Source organism: Martinezella rhizogenes (assembly GCF_000799715.1).
Taxonomy (GTDB): domain Bacteria; phylum Pseudomonadota; class Alphaproteobacteria; order Rhizobiales; family Rhizobiaceae; genus Rhizobium; species Rhizobium rhizogenes_C.
The window spans coordinates 257,478-274,476 of sequence record NZ_JUHG01000016.1; the positions used below are offsets into that span (position 1 = coordinate 257,478).

General features: G+C 61.7%; 12 protein-coding genes and 1 pseudogene. 4 read left to right on the forward strand and 9 right to left on the reverse strand.

Annotated features, from left to right (window positions below; all coding sequences use genetic code 11):
- Positions 1 to 51: 51 nt before the first annotated feature.
- Positions 52 to 468: a hypothetical protein gene (locus tag EX00_RS23550; protein ID WP_047463554.1), complete on the forward strand. Its 417-nt coding sequence runs from the start codon at positions 52 to 54 to the stop codon at positions 466 to 468.
- Between the two features lie 87 nt (positions 469 to 555).
- Here the strand turns inward: EX00_RS23550 and EX00_RS23555 are convergent, their stop codons facing one another.
- The gene (locus EX00_RS23555; RefSeq protein ID WP_047463556.1) at positions 556 to 1,815 is read right to left on the reverse strand and encodes an SAM-dependent methyltransferase; all 1,260 of its coding nucleotides are present in this window, start codon (positions 1,813 to 1,815) and stop codon (positions 556 to 558) included.
- 145 nt (positions 1,816 to 1,960) lie between these two features.
- Positions 1,961 to 4,270, reverse strand: coding sequence for a Tex family protein (locus tag EX00_RS23560; protein ID WP_047463559.1), 2,310 nt, complete (start codon positions 4,268 to 4,270; stop codon positions 1,961 to 1,963).
- A gap of 245 nt (positions 4,271 to 4,515) precedes the next feature.
- On the opposite strand from EX00_RS23560, the gene purD reads away from it, so the two are divergent.
- From purD to EX00_RS23575, 3 genes are all read left to right on the forward strand, one after another.
- The gene (purD, locus tag EX00_RS23565) at positions 4,516 to 5,787 is read left to right on the forward strand and encodes a phosphoribosylamine--glycine ligase (RefSeq protein ID WP_047463561.1); all 1,272 of its coding nucleotides are present in this window, start codon (positions 4,516 to 4,518) and stop codon (positions 5,785 to 5,787) included.
- Between the two features lie 121 nt (positions 5,788 to 5,908).
- Positions 5,909 to 6,337, forward strand: coding sequence for a plant virulence effector HPE1-like domain-containing protein (locus EX00_RS23570; RefSeq protein ID WP_047463563.1), 429 nt, complete (start codon positions 5,909 to 5,911; stop codon positions 6,335 to 6,337).
- A gap of 391 nt (positions 6,338 to 6,728) precedes the next feature.
- Positions 6,729 to 8,543: a methyl-accepting chemotaxis protein gene (locus EX00_RS23575; RefSeq protein WP_047463565.1), complete on the forward strand. Its 1,815-nt coding sequence runs from the start codon at positions 6,729 to 6,731 to the stop codon at positions 8,541 to 8,543.
- 74 nt (positions 8,544 to 8,617) lie between these two features.
- On the opposite strand, the gene EX00_RS23580 is transcribed toward EX00_RS23575, so the two are convergent.
- The 7 genes and pseudogenes from EX00_RS23580 to EX00_RS23605 form a co-directional block, all read right to left on the reverse strand.
- Positions 8,618 to 9,112 carry a 2-thiouracil desulfurase family protein gene (locus tag EX00_RS23580; protein WP_047463567.1) on the reverse strand — a complete coding sequence of 165 codons (495 nt, stop codon included), beginning with the start codon at positions 9,110 to 9,112 and terminating at the stop codon, positions 8,618 to 8,620.
- 14 nt (positions 9,113 to 9,126) lie between these two features.
- Positions 9,127 to 11,355, reverse strand: a complete 2,229-nt coding sequence (glyS, locus tag EX00_RS23585) for a glycine--tRNA ligase subunit beta (protein ID WP_047463569.1) — start codon at positions 11,353 to 11,355, stop codon at positions 9,127 to 9,129.
- A gap of 1 nt (position 11,356) precedes the next feature.
- A pseudogene (locus EX00_RS32060) lies at positions 11,357 to 11,811 on the reverse strand (endonuclease domain-containing protein).
- A 182-nt stretch (positions 11,812 to 11,993) separates the two neighbouring features.
- Complete coding sequence (locus EX00_RS23590) at positions 11,994 to 13,967, reverse strand: DUF2207 domain-containing protein (RefSeq protein WP_080761318.1); 1,974 nt, start codon at positions 13,965 to 13,967, stop codon at positions 11,994 to 11,996.
- Positions 13,968 to 14,054: 87 nt separating this feature from the next.
- Complete coding sequence (locus EX00_RS23595; protein ID WP_202903757.1) at positions 14,055 to 15,311, reverse strand: 3-phosphoshikimate 1-carboxyvinyltransferase; 1,257 nt, start codon at positions 15,309 to 15,311, stop codon at positions 14,055 to 14,057.
- An 87-nt stretch (positions 15,312 to 15,398) separates the two neighbouring features.
- A complete protein-coding gene (locus EX00_RS23600) occupies positions 15,399 to 15,950 on the reverse strand; it encodes a LemA family protein (RefSeq protein WP_047463575.1) in 552 nt (183 codons plus the stop codon).
- 87 nt (positions 15,951 to 16,037) lie between these two features.
- The gene (locus EX00_RS23605; protein WP_047463576.1) at positions 16,038 to 16,997 is read right to left on the reverse strand and encodes a glycine--tRNA ligase subunit alpha; all 960 of its coding nucleotides are present in this window, start codon (positions 16,995 to 16,997) and stop codon (positions 16,038 to 16,040) included.
- Between the last annotated feature and the right edge of the window lie 2 nt (positions 16,998 to 16,999).

A 16,999-nucleotide genomic window follows, 5' to 3' on the forward strand; every position in this document is an offset into this window, starting at 1 on the left:
ACACTGAACCATGGCGCCAAGGTTCGGTGTTCGATTTCGAAAGGGGACAAAATGCAAAACAGCTATCTGATCCGCGGCGGCATCTTGCTCGCTATTTTCGCTGCCTCGCTTTCAAGCTGTGCCAGCGGGCCGTTCGGCGGAGGGAGACAAGAGCAACATGCGGTAACAGCCGTCTCCGGCAAGAAAACATCGCTTTTCATCATGTTCCAGGGAACAAAGGACTGTAAGTTTTTATCCTACACCTATCCGGAGACCGTCATATACCCGGAGCATGGTAATGTCAGTTTTGAAGTACACTCTGGTCGCGCCAATACAATTAAAGAGGGCTTCAATCGGGTGTGCAGCAACAAATCGGTGCAAGGCGCCGTCGTCTTCTACCGATCCGATCGAGGGTTTGTCGGCTCCGATCGGGCGACTTTTCGCCTGCCAGGGCTGACGTCTAATGTCGCGATTAAGGTGGTTAAATAGCAGCTCGATGTTTGGCCATACGAAGACAAAACGCCGGCCCCATGTTCTCCATGCGGCCGGCGCAACCTTCCAAACGATGACAAACCTTCAGAACACGATCTTCTCCAGCGGCGCGCGGGTCGCCTCGAATTCCCTGAGCTTGGCCTCCCGCTCGCCGATATAGTTGCGGTTATCAGGAACGGCAAACTGGTTCTTGGTGATCTGGATCTGCATGATGAAGAGCTCATCCCAGCGGAAGCCCATTTCCGAGCCGGCCAGGTAGAACTCCCACATGCGGAAGAAGTTCTCGTCGTAGAGCGCCACGGCCTCGGCCTTGCGCGCCACGAAACGGTTGCGCCAATGCCGCAGCGTATGGGCATAGTGCATCGGCAGGATTTCGACATCCTTGACCAGGAGCCCGGCCTTTTCCAGCGGCGGTAGGGTCTCGCCGACCGAGGGAATATAACCGCCGGGGAAGATATACTTCTCGATGAAGGCGTTGGTCGCAAAGCTCGGCTTCGGACGCGCGATAGAATGCAGCAGCATGACGCCGTTGTCGTCGAGCAGCTCCGAAACCTTGTTGAAGTATTTGCGGTAGTCGCCGATGCCGACATGCTCGAACATGCCGACCGAGACGATGCGGTCGAATTTTTTACCCTTGAGGTAACGGTAGTCCTGCAGCTCGAAGCGGACGCGATCGGACAGCCCTCGCTTGGCGGTGCGCTCGCGCGAGACCTTGAGCTGCTCTTCGCTCAGCGTAATGCCGGTGAAATCGAGGCCGGGATTGGCTTCGGCAAGATACATGCCCATGCCGCCCCAGCCGGAGCCGATCTCCAGAACGCGCTGGCCGGGCTCGACCAAAAGCTTGGCGGCGATATGGCGCTTCTTGGCCACCTGTGCCTCATCCAGGCTGATGCCCGGCGGCACGAAATAGGCGCAGGAATATTGCCAGTCGTCGTCAAGGAAGAGATCGAACAGCTTGGCCGACAAATCGTAGTGATGCGCAACATTGTATTTGTTGCGATTGATCGGCGAACGGCTCTTGAGCTGCTGCCAGACGATGCGGCCGATCAGCAGCGTCGCCATGCGCATATCAAAGATTTCGTTGGTGGTATTCTGCTTCACCAGCGCGAGGAAATCATAGATATCCCCCTGCTCGAGAATGAAGCGCCCTTCCATATACATTTCGCCGAGCTTCAGGGTCGGATCGCGGGCAACCGCGTCCTCCGCCTGTTGGTCGGCGATGCGGACGGCGACTGTTTCGCCGGACCCGTCGCCGATCATATGCGTCTCGCCGGAAGCAAGCGTAAGTTTCAGGGAGCCTTTACGGACCAGTTTTTTGACAAGAGAGAACAGTGCCGACGCCATGGACGCCTCTAATGTTATGACATGACAATAGCGCTAACTTTAGCGCCTCAGAACATTGTGGCAAGCGCAGCTTTTCGCACTCTGTGGCACTCCGGCAACAACGCTGCCAGAGTGTGATATTCTTGCAATATTTCGTTCTAAGTCCTTATTTTCGCTTGAATGCGTCGGCCAGAGCGGCGCCGAAACTACCCTGTTGAGGCATGTTCGGGCGGCTATTGTTCTTACCGCCAGCGTTGCGCGCGCTGTTTTGTTCTCGCGACTCACGCGCAACCGGGGCCGTCTCAACGCCGCCGTCCTTGCGCATCGTCAAACTGATTCGCTTCCGTTTCGCGTCAACGTCCACAACCTTCACTTTCACGACATCGCCAGCCTTGACGATCTCGTGCGGGTCCTTCACGAAGCGATCGGCAAGCTGCGAGACATGCACGAGACCATCCTGATGAACGCCGATGTCGACGAAAGCGCCGAAAGCGGCGACGTTGGTCACCGTGCCCTCCAGTAGCATGCCGGGCTTGAGATCGCTGATCTCATTGATCCCCTCGGCGAAGGTCGCGGTCTTGAAGCTCGGGCGCGGATCGCGGCCGGGCTTTTCCAGCTCGGCGATGATGTCACGCACGGTCGGCAGGCCGAATTTCTCATCGATGAACTGGCGTGGGTCGACCGCCTTTAGCGCTGTCGCGTCGCCCATCAGGCTGCGCAGGTCACGGCCGCAGGCAGCAACGATCTTCTTGGCGACGCCATAGGCTTCCGGATGCACCGAGGAGGCGTCGAGCGGCTCCTTGCCATTGGGGATACGCAGGAAGCCGGCGCATTGCTCGAAGGTACGCTGGCCGAGACGGGCGACCTTCAGGAGATCGCGGCGAGTCTCGAAGCGACCTTCGCCATCACGGTGCTTGACGATCGCATCGGCAATCGACGGCCCGAGGCCGGAAACGCGGGCCAGCAGCGGCGCGGACGCCGTGTTCAGATCGACGCCGACGGCGTTCACCGCGTCTTCGACGACAGCATCCAGCGAGCGCGACAGCTTCAGCTGATCGACATCATGCTGGTATTGGCCAACGCCGATCGACTTCGGCTCGATCTTGACGAGTTCGGCCAGCGGATCCTGCAGACGTCGGGCGATGGAGACGGCGCCGCGCAGCGAGACGTCGAGGCCGGGGAATTCCAGCGCCGCGGTCTCGGAAGCCGAGTAGACGGAGGCGCCCGCTTCCGAGACGATGACCTTGGTCGGCTTCGGCGCCGGCACGTCGGCAAGCATATCAGCCACCAGCTTCTCCGTCTCGCGGCTGCCCGTGCCGTTGCCGATGGAGATCAGCTCGACATTGTGCTTGCGCACCAGCGCCGCCAAAGTCACTTGGGTGCCGCGCACGTCGTTCCTCGGTGGGAAAGGATAGACCGTCGTCGTTTCCAGCACCTTGCCGGTGCCGTCGACCACGGCGACCTTGACGCCGGTGCGGATGCCCGGATCAAGGCCCATGGTCGCGCGCGAGCCGGCGGGTGCGGCGAGCAGCAGATCCTTCAGATTGCGGGCGAAGACGTGGATCGCTTCTTCCTCGGCGCGCTCGCGCAGCTCACGCATCAGATCGAGCGACAGCGACATGGAGAGCTTCACACGCCAGGTCCAGCTCGCAACCTCCGTTAGCCAGCGGTCGCCGGGACGGCTTGGGCCGATCTCATAGGCCGTGGCAACCATCCGCTCCACCGGCTTGTTGGGCGAGACGGCATCGACGTCGATTTCGATGGTGAGCGTCAGGAACTCTTCGTTCCAGCCGCGCAGCATGGCGAGCGCGCGGTGGCCGGGGGCGGTTGCCCAACGTTCCTGATGGTCGAAATAATCGGAGAATTTCGCGCCCGCGTCCTGCTTGCCGTCGACGACCCTGGCCTTCAGCGCAGCATTGGTTTTCATGTAGGTACGCAGCTTGCCGAGCAGGTCGGCATTTTCGGCAATACCTTCGGCAATGATGTCGCGCGCGCCTTCAAGCGCCGTCTTCACATCGGGCACGTCGGCGGTGAGGAAGCCCTCGGCCAGAGTGGCCGGCTCCCGGGAGCGGTCGGCGAGAATGGTATCGGCAAGCGGACCGAGGCCGCGCTCCCTGGCGATCTCGGCGCGGGTGCGGCGCTTCTGCTTATAGGGAAGATAAAGGTCTTCCAGTTCGGCCTTGGTGGCAACCACGGCGATCTTGCGCATCAGCTCGTCGGTCATCTTACCCTGGCCGTTGATCGAGTCGACGATGGCAGAGCGGCGGGCTTCGAGCTCGCGCAGATAGACGAGGCGTTCGGCCAGCGTTCGCAACTGGCCATCGTCGAGGCCGCCGGTCACTTCCTTGCGATAGCGGGCGATGAACGGTACCGTCGAGCCTTCGTCGAGAAGCTCGATCGCGGCCTTGGCCTGCTCCGGACGCGAATTGATCTCGTTGGCGATGGTTGCGGCAAGGGAACGAATGTCGGCGGCCATATGTCTCTCTGAACTGAACTCGGGGACGGGACCATAGGCGTGATCCCGGAAAGTACGAAGCGGTTTCCGATAATATCCCGCCAATCAGGGCAACTGAGGGGATCGCGACTCGAAACCAGCATCCCGCTTTAGCGACATAAAAAGGCAGGGCAATGTTGCTGCCCGCGCCTCCACAGGATTTGCCGCTTGACCTTTGGGCTCTCCCCCCTTAACCGCGCACAAGAACCTAATGAAGAGGGCAAGCCATGAAAGTTCTGTTGATCGGATCGGGCGGACGCGAGCATGCGCTGGCCTGGAAACTGGCGCAATCGCCGCTGATGACGGAACTCTATGCCGCGCCCGGCAATCCCGGCATTGCCGAACATGCAACGCTTGCCGCGATCGATATCGAGGACCACGGTGCGGTCGCTGCCTTCTGCAAGGAAAAGGCCATCGACTTCGTCGTCATCGGCCCGGAAGCACCTCTCGTCGCCGGCATTGCCGACCACCTGCGCGCTGAAGGTATCGCAGTCTTCGGACCGTCCACAGCGGCCGCCCAGCTCGAGGGCTCCAAGGGTTTCACCAAGGATATCTGCGCCCGTTACGATATCCCGACCGGCGCCTACCAGCGTTTCAACAATGCGCCGAAGGCCAAAGCCTATATCCGCGAGCAAGGCGCGCCGATCGTCGTCAAGGCCGACGGGCTTGCCGCCGGCAAAGGCGTCACCGTCGCCATGACGGTCGACGAGGCGCTTGCCGCTGTCGATGACTGCTTCGAAGGCGCATTTGGTGAGGCTGGTGCGGAAGTGGTGATCGAGGCCTATCTCGACGGCGAGGAGGCGAGCTTCTTCTGCCTTAGCGACGGCAAGCACGCGCTGGCGCTCGCCACCGCCCAGGACCACAAGCGTGTCGGCGACGGCGATACCGGCCCGAACACCGGCGGCATGGGCGCTTATTCCCCCGCCCCGGTCATGACGGCGGAGATGGTCGAGCGGACCATGAAGGAGATCATCGAGCCGACGATGCGCGGCATGGCGGAAAGCGGCCATCCCTTCTCCGGCGTCTTTTTCGCCGGACTGATGATCACCGCCAAGGGGCCGGAGCTGATCGAATACAACGTCCGCTTCGGCGACCCGGAATGCCAGGTGCTGATGATGCGGCTGAAGAGCGACCTGCTGCCGCTGCTGCTCGCCTGCGCCAACGGCACGCTGGATCAGGTCAACGCCGAATGGAGCGACGACGTGGCGCTGTCCGTGGTCATGGCCTCAAAGGGCTATCCGGGTTCCTACGCCAAGAACACGCCGATCGCGGCGCTACCCACCGACAGCGACGGCGCCAAGGTGTTCCATGCCGGCACGGCGCTGAAGGACGGCGCGCTGGTCGCGACCGGCGGCCGGGTGCTGAATGTCACCGCGACCGGCAAGACCGTCAGCGAGGCGCAGAAGCGCGCCTATGCCCTTGCCGGCAAGGTGGAGTGGGAAAATGGCTTCAGCCGCAGCGACATCGGCTGGCAGGCTATCGCAAGGGAAAAGGCCTGAAACGGAAACACGAAGCAGGTCCTGAATTTCAGGTCTCCACTAAACTTTTACCTAATCTCCTGACGAGATGGAAACAAAGACGCGCTAATTTCGCCGTCACGATAAGACGGAGTGGTTTGTTATGCGTCCCTTCTTCCTGACCTTGGCATGCATGCTGGCCGCCGGTTCGGCCATGGCGTCGTCGATCCAGCCCATCGACAGCAAGACGCAGACAGGCGGCGGCAGCATTCTCGACAAGGTCTGCACCGATTGCCCGGCCATCAAGCCGCAACTCGTCAAGAAGGAGTATGTGGTGCCGGAATTGACGCCGGGCACACAATCCATCGTCATCCGCGACGTCGACGGCCAGAAGAAGGTGGTGCGTACCGAGGCCTGGATGGGCGGCTCGCCGGTCGTCTTCATCTCCAAGCCAACGCCCGAGGCCCTGGCCGCTGCGAACACCGCGCCCGACGGCATCGATATGACAGCAAAGACCGCTGCCTTGCCCAAGCCCGCCCGGACGCGGGAGCCCGCGCCGCTCGACCTCTCCGGTTTCCAGCTTCGCCAGTAAAATAGCTTCCCGATCCAGTTCCCTGCCCCGCCCGGCCAAAGTTTCGGTCGACGGGGTCCGCCGCAAGGCGGACCAATGCGCCCCTGAAGAGAAGCGGGGGCGCATTTGTTTTTCATGGACGAAGTGCGGAAGTTTCGCTTGCGGCCTAAGATAATATTGAGGTTGATTCAATATTATTTACTGCGGCGCAACACATCTCGCGCTCAAAGCCACTTAATTGTCGATCGCGCTGTTTTGATTAAAACTTTATTAGACATAAACCGGGATTTTACTTGAACCGGACAGCAGCATGTCTTTTCGAGCAGCAGCAAGCGTATTGGGACTCTCTCAGGCGATCGCACAGGCGGTAGGAAACCGCGCCGGTATTCACCTTACCCTGTTGCGAGGCACTATGAAGCATCTCAAGATCGCACATCAACTCTTCGCCCTTCTGGGCGTACTTATCGCCGCTTTCTCCGTGGCGACCTATTTCCAGATTCGGTCGCAAGCAGACTCTATTTATGCCGACCGTTTTAATCTGCTCCGCACGCAGGTCGAATCAGGCATTTCGATCATGAATCAATATTATCAGCGCGAAAAATCCGGCGAGATGACGCATGAGGCCGCCCAGGCCGAGGCTTTCAAAATTCTCTCGCATGTCACCTTCGAACCGTCGGGCTATTTCTTCGGCTTCGACTACAACGTCGTTCAGCGGATCCATCCGAGCCCGGTCAACATCGGTAAAGACATGTCCGGTCAGGTTGACCGTAACGGAACGCATTTCAGCAAGGAAATGGTCGAAAAGGGCATCAAGGGCGGCGGACGCACCGTCTACTACTGGGTCAAGCCCGGTCATCCCGAGGGAGAGCTTTTCCTGAAGGGCAGCTATTCCGCGGCCTTCGCGCCCTGGCAGATCGTTCTCGGCTGCGGCGTCTACATGGACGATCTCGAAGCACAGATCAACGCGACGATGTGGCGCGCGCTGATGATCTGCGGCATCGTCTTCCTCATCGGCGTCGGCGCTTCGCTCTACTTTATTCGCGGCATCACCAAGCCGCTGACCGAAGTGCACACCGCCCTTAAAGCTGTCGCCGACGAGGATGTGCAGGTCGCGATTCCGCATGCGGCCATGCACAACGAGATCGGCCTGATGGCCCAGGCCACTCTGGCGTTGCAGGAAAAGATCCGCGAGCGCCACGCGTTGACGGAGCGCCAGGCCGCGCAGGAAGAGGAAATCAGCGCCGAACGCCAGCAGAACCTGCGTCAGCAACACGACGAGGCCCAAGAACAGGCTCGCGTCGTCTCCATCATCGGCAGGGCGCTGGAGCAACTTGCACAGGGCGATCTGACCGTGCGCTGCGGCGATATCGGGATCAGCTATGCCGGTCTGCGCAACAATTTCAACGAAGCGCTCTCCCATCTCGAGGCCGCCATGGGCCGGGTCAATGCCAAGGGCAACGACATCGGTGTCAGCAAGGAGGAGATTCGTCGCGCCTCCAACGAACTATCGCAGCGCACCGAACGCCAGGCCGCCAGCCTGGAAGAAACCTCGGCAGCACTCGACGAGTTGACTGTCGCCGTCCGCCAGACGGCCGAAGGCGCGCATGAGGCCAGCAAGCGGGTTCACTCCGTCAGCACCGAGGCATCACGCAGTGACGCCGTTGTCGCCCAGGCGATCGAGGCAATGAGTGGTATTGAAAAGTCGTCCGCCGAGATCAGCAAGATCATCGGCGTCATCGATGAGATCGCCTTCCAGACCAATCTTCTGGCGCTCAACGCCGGGGTCGAGGCCGCTCGTGCCGGCGAATCCGGCAAGGGCTTTGCCGTCGTCGCCCAGGAAGTGCGCGAACTGGCCCAGCGGTCCGCGGCAGCCGCCAAGGAGATCAAGGATCAGATCGCCCGCTCGTCCGGCCAGGTCGACCAGGGTGTCCGTCTTGTCGGCGAGGCCGGCGAAGCGCTGAAGCGCATTTCCGACCAGATCAAGGCAGCCAACGAGATCGTCTCGAAGATCGCCCACAGCGCCTCCGAACAGGACACGACGCTGCGCTCGATCTCGTCGTCGATGAACCAGCTCGACGCCGCGACGCAGCAGAACGCCGCCATGGCGGAGGAGACGACGGCATCGGCCGAAACGCTGGCCGCCGACACCGAGGACCTGCTCGACCTGATCCGTGGCTTCCACGTCAACGACGGCCGGCCGGTCGCACAGACCCGCCGCGCCGCGTAGACTGGGCCGCAACAGACAGGACAAACCGCCGGGCGCAACCCGGCGGTTTTTCTTTGTCCAGATGTCAAAGAGGGTCACTCGCCGGCGGCAATCCGCGCGGCCAGCCGGTCGATCTCGCGATCGGAATAGACCTCGATACCAGCCCGTTTCAGCAAGGCTGCGGTGACGCCATCGCCTGGATGCCGTCCGCCGGAAAATGTGCCGTTATAGATAAAGCCGGAACCGCAGGACGGGCTGCCGTCGATGAGCAGCGCATAGCGGCAGCCGGTTTCCCTGGCAAGCGCCAAGGCGTTCTCGGCCGCCTGGCGAAATCCTTCGGTCACGTCACCGCCGCTGATTTCCATCACGCGCGCCGTGCCCGCGAGCACATCCTCGCCGGTAGCTCCACCAGCAATCTCCGCCGGAGGCCGGGGCACGACCATGCCGGCTGACATCTCGGGACAGATGGTCACGAGACGGCCTTCTTCGCGCCACCGGTCGATGGCCGGATGGATGAGCGGTTTGGCGCGGCCGTCGTAACGGACTGCATGGCCCATGAGGCAGGCGCTGACGAGGATTTTTCCGATCATCGCGCCTCCCTTTTCTATCCCGCAATCTTCGAGAAGTCCGCAACCGTTCCCGTTGCCTCTCGGATCAGCCGCAGTAGCGCCAGACGGTTGGCGCGGATGGCGGCGTCTTCGTCGTTGACGAGGACGTCTCCGAAGAAGCGGTCGACGGGCGCGCGCAGCGTCGAAAGCGCAGCCATGGCGGAGCGGAAATCCTCACCGGCAATCGCCTTGGCGGCTTCGGCCGAGACCTTGGTGACGGCGGCGAAAAGGTCTTTTTCGGCGTCGAGCGTCAACAGGGTTTCGGACACGCTATCGGCAACGACAGTGCCCTTCTTTTCCTCGGCGGCGAGGAGCTGCGTGGCGCGCTTGGTGCCGGCGAGCAGGTTCTTGCCGTCTTCCGAGGTGATGAAGGCCGTCAGTGCCTCGACGCGGCGGGCAACCATCAGGAGATCGTCGGCTTCCGGCGTCAGCACGGAATCGATGAGATCGTAACGGGCGCCCTGATCGCGAAGATAGACTTTCAGGCGGTCGTGGAAGAAGGCGAGGAGATCCGCATCCTTCGTCACCGCCAGCAGCGGCAGGCGCACCTTACGTTCCAGCAGAATGCGGACCACGCCCAAAGCCGCGCGGCGCAGCGCATAGGGGTCCTTGGAGCCGGTCGGCTTCTCGTCGATCGTCCAGAAGCCGATCAGCGTATCCAGCTTGTCGGCAAGTGCTACGGTGACTGCCACCTTGTCGTCCGGCACGCGGTCGGATGGGCCTTGCGGCTTGTAATGATCCTCGATCGCGGCGGCCACGGAGGCGTCCTCGCCCTGCAGCACCGCATATTTTCGGCCCATGAGGCCCTGAAGCTCGGGGAATTCGCCGACGGCTTCGGTGCGCAGATCGGCCTTAACCAGTACCGCGGCGCGATCGACCTTGATCGGATCGGCGCCTGTGATCTTGGCGAGCTCGGCCGCAAGCGTACGGATGCGGGAAACGCGCTCGCCCTGGCTGCCAAGCTTGGCATGGAAGGTGACGTTCAGCGCGTCGAGCTTGGCCATGCGCTGGTCGAGCGGCTTTTTCAGGTCGAGGCCGAATGTTGCGGCGGAGGCTTCCAGCGTTTCGAGGTCCGGCAGATAGCCCTGGTCGCGCTTCCAGAAATGCAGCGCGTCGGAGAGACGAGCGCGCACGACCTTGCCGTTACCGTGAATGATCTCCTTGCCGCCATCCGTCGCCTGGATATTGGAGACAAGGATAAAGCGGTTGGAGAGCACACCCTCCCCTTGAAGGGGAGGGTCGGCACGAAGTGCCGGGGTGGGGTGATTTTGCTGGAACAAGGCGTCACCCCCACCCGCAGCTTCGCTGCGACCTCCCCCTTTAAGGGGGAGGTGGGAGTCTTGCCGGCGGGTGACGAAACACTTCTGGTTGGTCTTGATCGTCAGGCGGATGATTTCCGAGGGGATCGACAGGTAATCCTCTTCGAAGGACCCCATCAACACCTGCGGCCATTCCACCAGGCCGGAAACCTCTTCCAGCAGACCCTCGTCCTCGACCAGTTCCAAGCCATTGGCGAAAGCGATGTCGCGGGCATCGTGCAGGATGATGTCCTTGCGGCGCTCGGCATCGAGAATGACCTTGGCCTTGTCCAGGCTGGACACGTAATCGTCGAAACGCTTGACTGTAATCGGGCCAGGCGCATGGAAACGATGGCCGTAGGTCACATTCGAGGCGACGATGCCGTCGATCTCGAAGGGGATGACGACAGTCTCTTCATGCTCGGTGCCGAACGTGCAGACGATCGACTGCAGCGGGCGGACCCAGCGCAGCGAGCCGGGCTTGGCCGACGCCTTGCCCCAGCGCATCGACTTCGGCCAGGGAAAATCGCGAATGATCCCAGGCATCACGTCGGCGATGATCTCCTCGGCGGCGCGGCCGGGCTTCGAAATGATAGCAACATAGAAATCGCCCTTCTTCGGGTCGCTCTGCACCTGTGCTTCAGAAACGGAAGATAGGCCGGCACCGCGCAAAAAGCCTTCGATCGCCTTTTCGTTGGCGTCGGTGCGTGGTCCCTTGCGCTCTTCCCGCACATCGGCGGAGCGCGCCGTCACGCCGCGAATATCTAGTGTCAGGCGGCGCGGCGTCCAATATTCGCGCGCGCCCTCATAGGACAGACCCGCCTCGACCAGCGCGTCGGTGACGAGCTTCTTCAGATCGCCGGCAGCCTTGCGCTGCATACGGGCGGGAATTTCCTCGGAGCGAAGTTCGAGAAGGAGATCGGGCATGTCAATGTTCCTCACCCTCCCCTTGAGAGAGAGGGTCGGCACGGTGTGCCGGCGTGGTGTGAAAATGGTCGGCCTCTGCTAGCAAAATTTGCCGCTGCTGCACAATGGCAAATATCGTATCCAGAACAGCCTCAATCTCATCCGTTACCTCGGCATTCCAAAATCGGATGACGTGATAGCCTGATGTTCGAGAAATGCCGTGCGCTCGGCATCGTATCGTCTTGCCGCATCTTCCGCGTGCTGGATGCCGTCAAGCTCGATAATCAAACCTATCTGATGACAAACGAAATCAGCGAAATAGCGCCCAATCGGAACTTGCCGTCGAAAATGCGTGCCTTCGATGGGGATGCGCCATAGATGCTTCCAAAGCTTGGCTTCAGCATCTGTCGAACCAGCGCGCAGACGCCGGCTATTCGCGATTTTGAAGCGATCGAGTTTGGAGGGTTTCTTCGGCATAGAAGATCTCTAACCTATTGAAATAGCAGGTCTCTATACGACTACAAACACCCTCCCCTTGAGGGGGAGGGTCGGACCAAAGGTCCGGGGTGGGGTGATCCCGACAGACTCTGCAGCCAGCCAATTGTCACCCCCACCCGCCGCTTCGCGGCGACCTCCCCCCTCAAGGGGGAGGTGTTCAATCACCACCCGCCTCCACCGCCTCCGCCACCCCCGCCACCGGAGAAGCCGCCGCCGCCTGAGAAACCACCGCCGCTGCTGCCGCCGAAGCCGGAGGACGAGCTGGAGACTGGCGCGGGAATGGTGGAGGCGATGGTTGAGGCCATGGAGGAGGAGAAGTCGCCGATCCGGCCGCCAAGATTGCCGCCGTAGACATTGCCGATGTACCAGCCGGGAGCATAGCTTGCCGCGATTGCGGCACCCGCTGCCGTTGCCAGCCAGGCATCGAAAGCGCTTGACCACGGCTTTTCGACGCCGAGAGCGACGGCGTAGGGCAGCAGCTTTTCGAAGTGCTGCGGCGACATCTGCGGCGCGCCCTGCATGTTCATCCGGTCGCGTTCGGCCAGCGTCAGATATTGCCGCAGACCGGCAATGCCATCCATCATCTTCCGCCCGATCGGCGTCGGTGCGCCCATCAAAAAGAAGAACACGACATTGAGGGCGAAAATGCCCACGATCCCGACCAGTAGCGGCAGTTCGCCCGCCTCCATCAGCGGCACGACGACAGCCGCGAAAAGACTGGTGACGATAGACACGATGACGAAGCCGATGAAGGCGAAGACGAGGACCGAGAAAATCCGTCGTCCGAGGCCCGCGTTATGGCGAAGGAACATCCGGCCTATGGCGCCGGCAAAGATGGTGACCACGATCGAGAGGAAGCCGGGAATGACGATGAGCGGCAGCGCGTTTTCATGCAGTCGGCCGAAGATGACAATGGACGCCAGGATCAGCACCGACAGCGCGATACCGATGACGATATAGAGCCGGTTGGCCTTGTAATATTCGTCGCGATGATCGCGCTCGATGGCGCTGCGGAATTGCTGGCCGAGCTTTTGGACGGCCGCTCCGTTCGCCGCGTCGATCACCAGCGGCGTGAACGGGCCGATTGCGCTGAACAACACCTTCTCGCCGCTGCCCAGATCGCGGCCGGCCGTCTTGCCGGTCGCCTTGAGGATCACCTTATCCTTCAGATCGTCGAGAATGACGTAACCGCGTACGGCAAGATCGATCGCCGTCGCCGATAGCGCCGTCCATCCGGCGCCCGAAAAGCCCCTATTGTCGATATAGTTGACCAGCGCCGGCGAGACACCATCCGGCGGATCCCAGCGCGGCACCATGACGCCCCGCGGCGGATCACGCCCGACCGCGATCCAGCTCCTGAGATAATAGGCAAACACGAGGATCAGGCCACCAATGGCAATGATCGCGTCGAGATGATCGGCGATGAACCAGCGCCATTGCTGGCCGCTGCTTGGCGGCAGAATTACCCCCTTCGGCAGCTTGACGGCAATCGTCAGCCCCTCGCCTTGAGCCAATGGACGCGTCGTGGCGAAGGTGACCTTGCCCGCTTGCTGGCTGGCGCTTGCATCCTGGCCTTTGCCGCCGATCGGGCCGGTATAATAGGCAAGCTGCTGCGCCATCACCCCATCCGGCAGAGTGACCGTGGCCGAGGCCCGCAGGATCGGGAAGAGCCAGCCATTGCCGGTGACGTTCCAATAAAGCTCGTCGTGATCGTCGAAATATCGGATTTGCCGGTTGGTCATATAGGTGATGCGGAAGGTATGCGGGCCGGGACTGAGGAGGAATTGCGTACTCCCCTGATCCGCCCGGCCGATATAGATGCGCTCGCCGCCTTCAATCCGCTCGAGCCGCCATTCCTCCGGCTGCCCGTCGCGCTCGACGGAGACGACATCGAAATCCACCTGAGCCCGGTGGCCGTCGGCATCGAGGAAGGTCAGCGGAAAATCCCGGAAGATGCCGCGACGGATGGCGCGGCCTTCGGCATTCACGGCAATGGTCTCGGTGACATTCATCGAGCCATCGCGATTGACGGCAATCGCCTGGGCGAAGTTTGTGATGACTTCGGCCGTCAGGGCTGCCGTTGCGGAGAACAGCAGGATCAAGGCCAGGAAAATCCCGGAAAGCCAGCGCATCATCACACCCCCATGTGATCCCCCGCAACGCCCGATGGAGGGCGCCGCATAGCATGAATGCAAATCCACGCTCCCAGGGGGAGCGAGGCATCAGTCGTCGTAGGCGACACCCAGCGACGCCAGTACCCGCCAATAGGCCGGGAAGGTCTTGGCGACGCAATCGGGGTCGAGAATGGTGATGCCACCGATCTTCAGGCCGGCGAGCGCGAAGCTCATGGCGATGCGGTGATCGGCGAAGCTGTCGATTTCGGCGGGTAAAACCTTGCCAGCCAAGCTCGGATCGGAAGCGACGATCAGATCATCGCCTTCTTCCGTACCAAGGCCGGGAACGATACGCGACAGACCGCTCGACAGCGCGCGGACGCGGTCACATTCCTTGACGCGGAGGTTGGCGATACCGACGAAGCGGACGGGCGTCTCGTTGAAAGCGGCAAGGACGGCAAGCGTCGGGATGGCGTCCTGCATCTGCGATCCGTCGATGACGGCGGGCAGATGCGGGAATTGCGAGATGAGATCATAGGCGCGCGCGTCCGGCTGCGAAAACTCCGTCGCCGGCGTGCCAAGATCGATTTTGCCGCCCGTCAGCACTTCCGCCGCCCAGAGATAGGTCGCGGCCGAAGCATCCGGCTCGATAAGGAAATCCGCTGCGTGGTAGCCGGTCGGCTCGACCCGCCATGTGACCGGGCTGGTGCGCTCGACCTTGGCGCCGAAAGCGCGCATGGCAGCAACCGTGAGATCGATATAGCCGAGCGCGCCGATATGCTCGCCGAGCAATTCGACATCGACCGGCCGGTCGCCGCCGGCGGCCATCATCAGGAGGGCGGAGACATATTGGCTGGAAAGGCCGCCGTCGATTTGCACGCGGCTCGCCTCGAAGCGGCCCGTGCCGTTGATGGTGACCGGCGGGCAGCCGGTTTCGGCGATCGCATCAATGCCGAGCGAACGCAGCGCATCGACCAGCGGGCCGATCGGCCGCTTGCGCATGTGGGCATCGCCATCGACCACGACCTTGCCGTCGACCAGGGCGGCGGCGGCCGTCAGGAAGCGGGTCGCGGTGCCGGCATTGCCGAGGAAAAGCGGTTCCGTCGCCGGCTGAAGCTTGCCGCTGCCGGTGACGATGAAGGTGGTGTCGTCGGGCTCGTCGATGGTCACGCCCATGGCACGCAGCGCTTCGGCCATATAGCGGGTGTCGTCACTCTTCAGCGCACCGGTCAGTCGGCTGGTGCCTTTGGCAAGGCCGGCGAGCAGCAGCGCGCGATTGGTGATCGACTTCGATCCCGGCGGCATGGCGCGGCCGGTCAACGGCTTGCCAGGCGGGATAATCGTGAGTTTGGCTCTACCCATCATCATTCTCTTTGGTCAGTCAGGAAAGCGGCCGATGGCCTGCGGTCGGCTTCCTTTACCGCCTCACATGCAAAACCGATAGCTGGAATCTCAGAACTTGACGGTCGGAACGGCGCGGTCGGCTTCGTCGGTAATCTCGAAGAAAGCGCGCTTGGCGAAACCGAACTGGCCGGCGATGAGATTGGAGGGAAAACTCTCGACCTTGACATTCAAGTCGCGGGCAGCACCGTTGTAATAGCGCCGCGACATCTGGATCTCGCCTTCGATGCCCTCCAGCGAGCGCTGCAATTCGAGGAAGTTCGTGTTGGCCTTCAGATCCGGATAGGCTTCGGCAAGGGCTATCACGCGACCGAGCGCCTGGCCGAGAAGACCTTCGGCCACGCCACGGCCTGCGACATCACCTGCCGGCACGGCCTGCGCCTTGTTGCGCAACTCGACGACCTCTTCCAATGTCTGACGCTCATGGCCAGCATAGCCTTTGACCGTCTCGATAAGATTGGGAATGAGATCGGCGCGGCGCTTCAACTGTACGTCGATGCCGGACCAGGCTTCTTCGGCCACCTGCCGGGCGCTGACGAGACCGTTGTAGACGAAAACGGCATACAGCGCGGCAAGGACGATGACCGCCAGGATAATATACATCGCGAACCCCCCGTTGCGATTACAATCAAGGGGACACTATGCGGCTTCGCGACTATTGTCACCCGCTTTCGCTGTGCTGGCAGTATCTTAGGCAGCCTGCTTGCCCCAGTTGACGCCACCGGCATCCGTCAGCAGGAAAGCCTCGCCGCATGCCTTGGCGAGCGTGCGCACGCGCAGGATGTAGCTCTGGCGCTCGGTGACGGAGATCACCCCGCGCGCGTCGAGCAGGTTGAAGACATGGCTCGCCTTGATGCACTGGTCATAGGCCGGAAAGACGCATTTGTGCAGACGCTGATTGTCGCTGTCGCCGGGCGCGCCGGCGGCCAGAAGCGCCAGGCATTCCTTCTCGGCATCGATGAAGTGGCGATGCAGCATCTCGGTATTGGCATATTCGAAATTATGCCGGGAATATTCCTGCTCGGCCTGCAGGAAGACATCGCCGTAGGTGATCTTCTCATCGCCTTCGAGGCCGTTGAAATTCAGGTCGTAGACGCTGTCGACGCCCTGGACGTAGGTGGCAAGGCGCTCGAGGCCATAGGTCAGCTCGCCAGCGACCGGCGCACATTCGATGCCGCAGATCTGCTGGAAATAGGTGAACTGCGACACTTCCATGCCGTCGCACCAGCACTCCCAGCCGAGACCCCAAGCGCCGAGCGTCGGGCTTTCCCAATCATCCTCGACGAAGCGGATGTCGTGCAGGAGTGGGTCGAGACCGATCGCCGCCAGCGAGCCGAGATAGAGCTCCTGCAGGTTCGGCGGATTCGGCTTCAGGATGACCTGATACTGGTAGTAATGCTGCATCCGGTTCGGGTTTTCACCGTAGCGACCGTCGGACGGGCGGCGGGACGGCTGCACATAGGCGGCCTTCCACGGCTTCGGCCCCAGCGCGCGCAGCGTGGTGGCCGGATGGAACGTGCCGGCACCGACTTCCATGTCGTAGGGCTGAAGAACCGCGCAACCCTTGTCGGCCCAGTAATTATGCAGGGTCAGGATCAACGCCTGAAAGGAGCGCTTCGGGTTCATATGGTCGGGCACGGTGGCGGTCATGG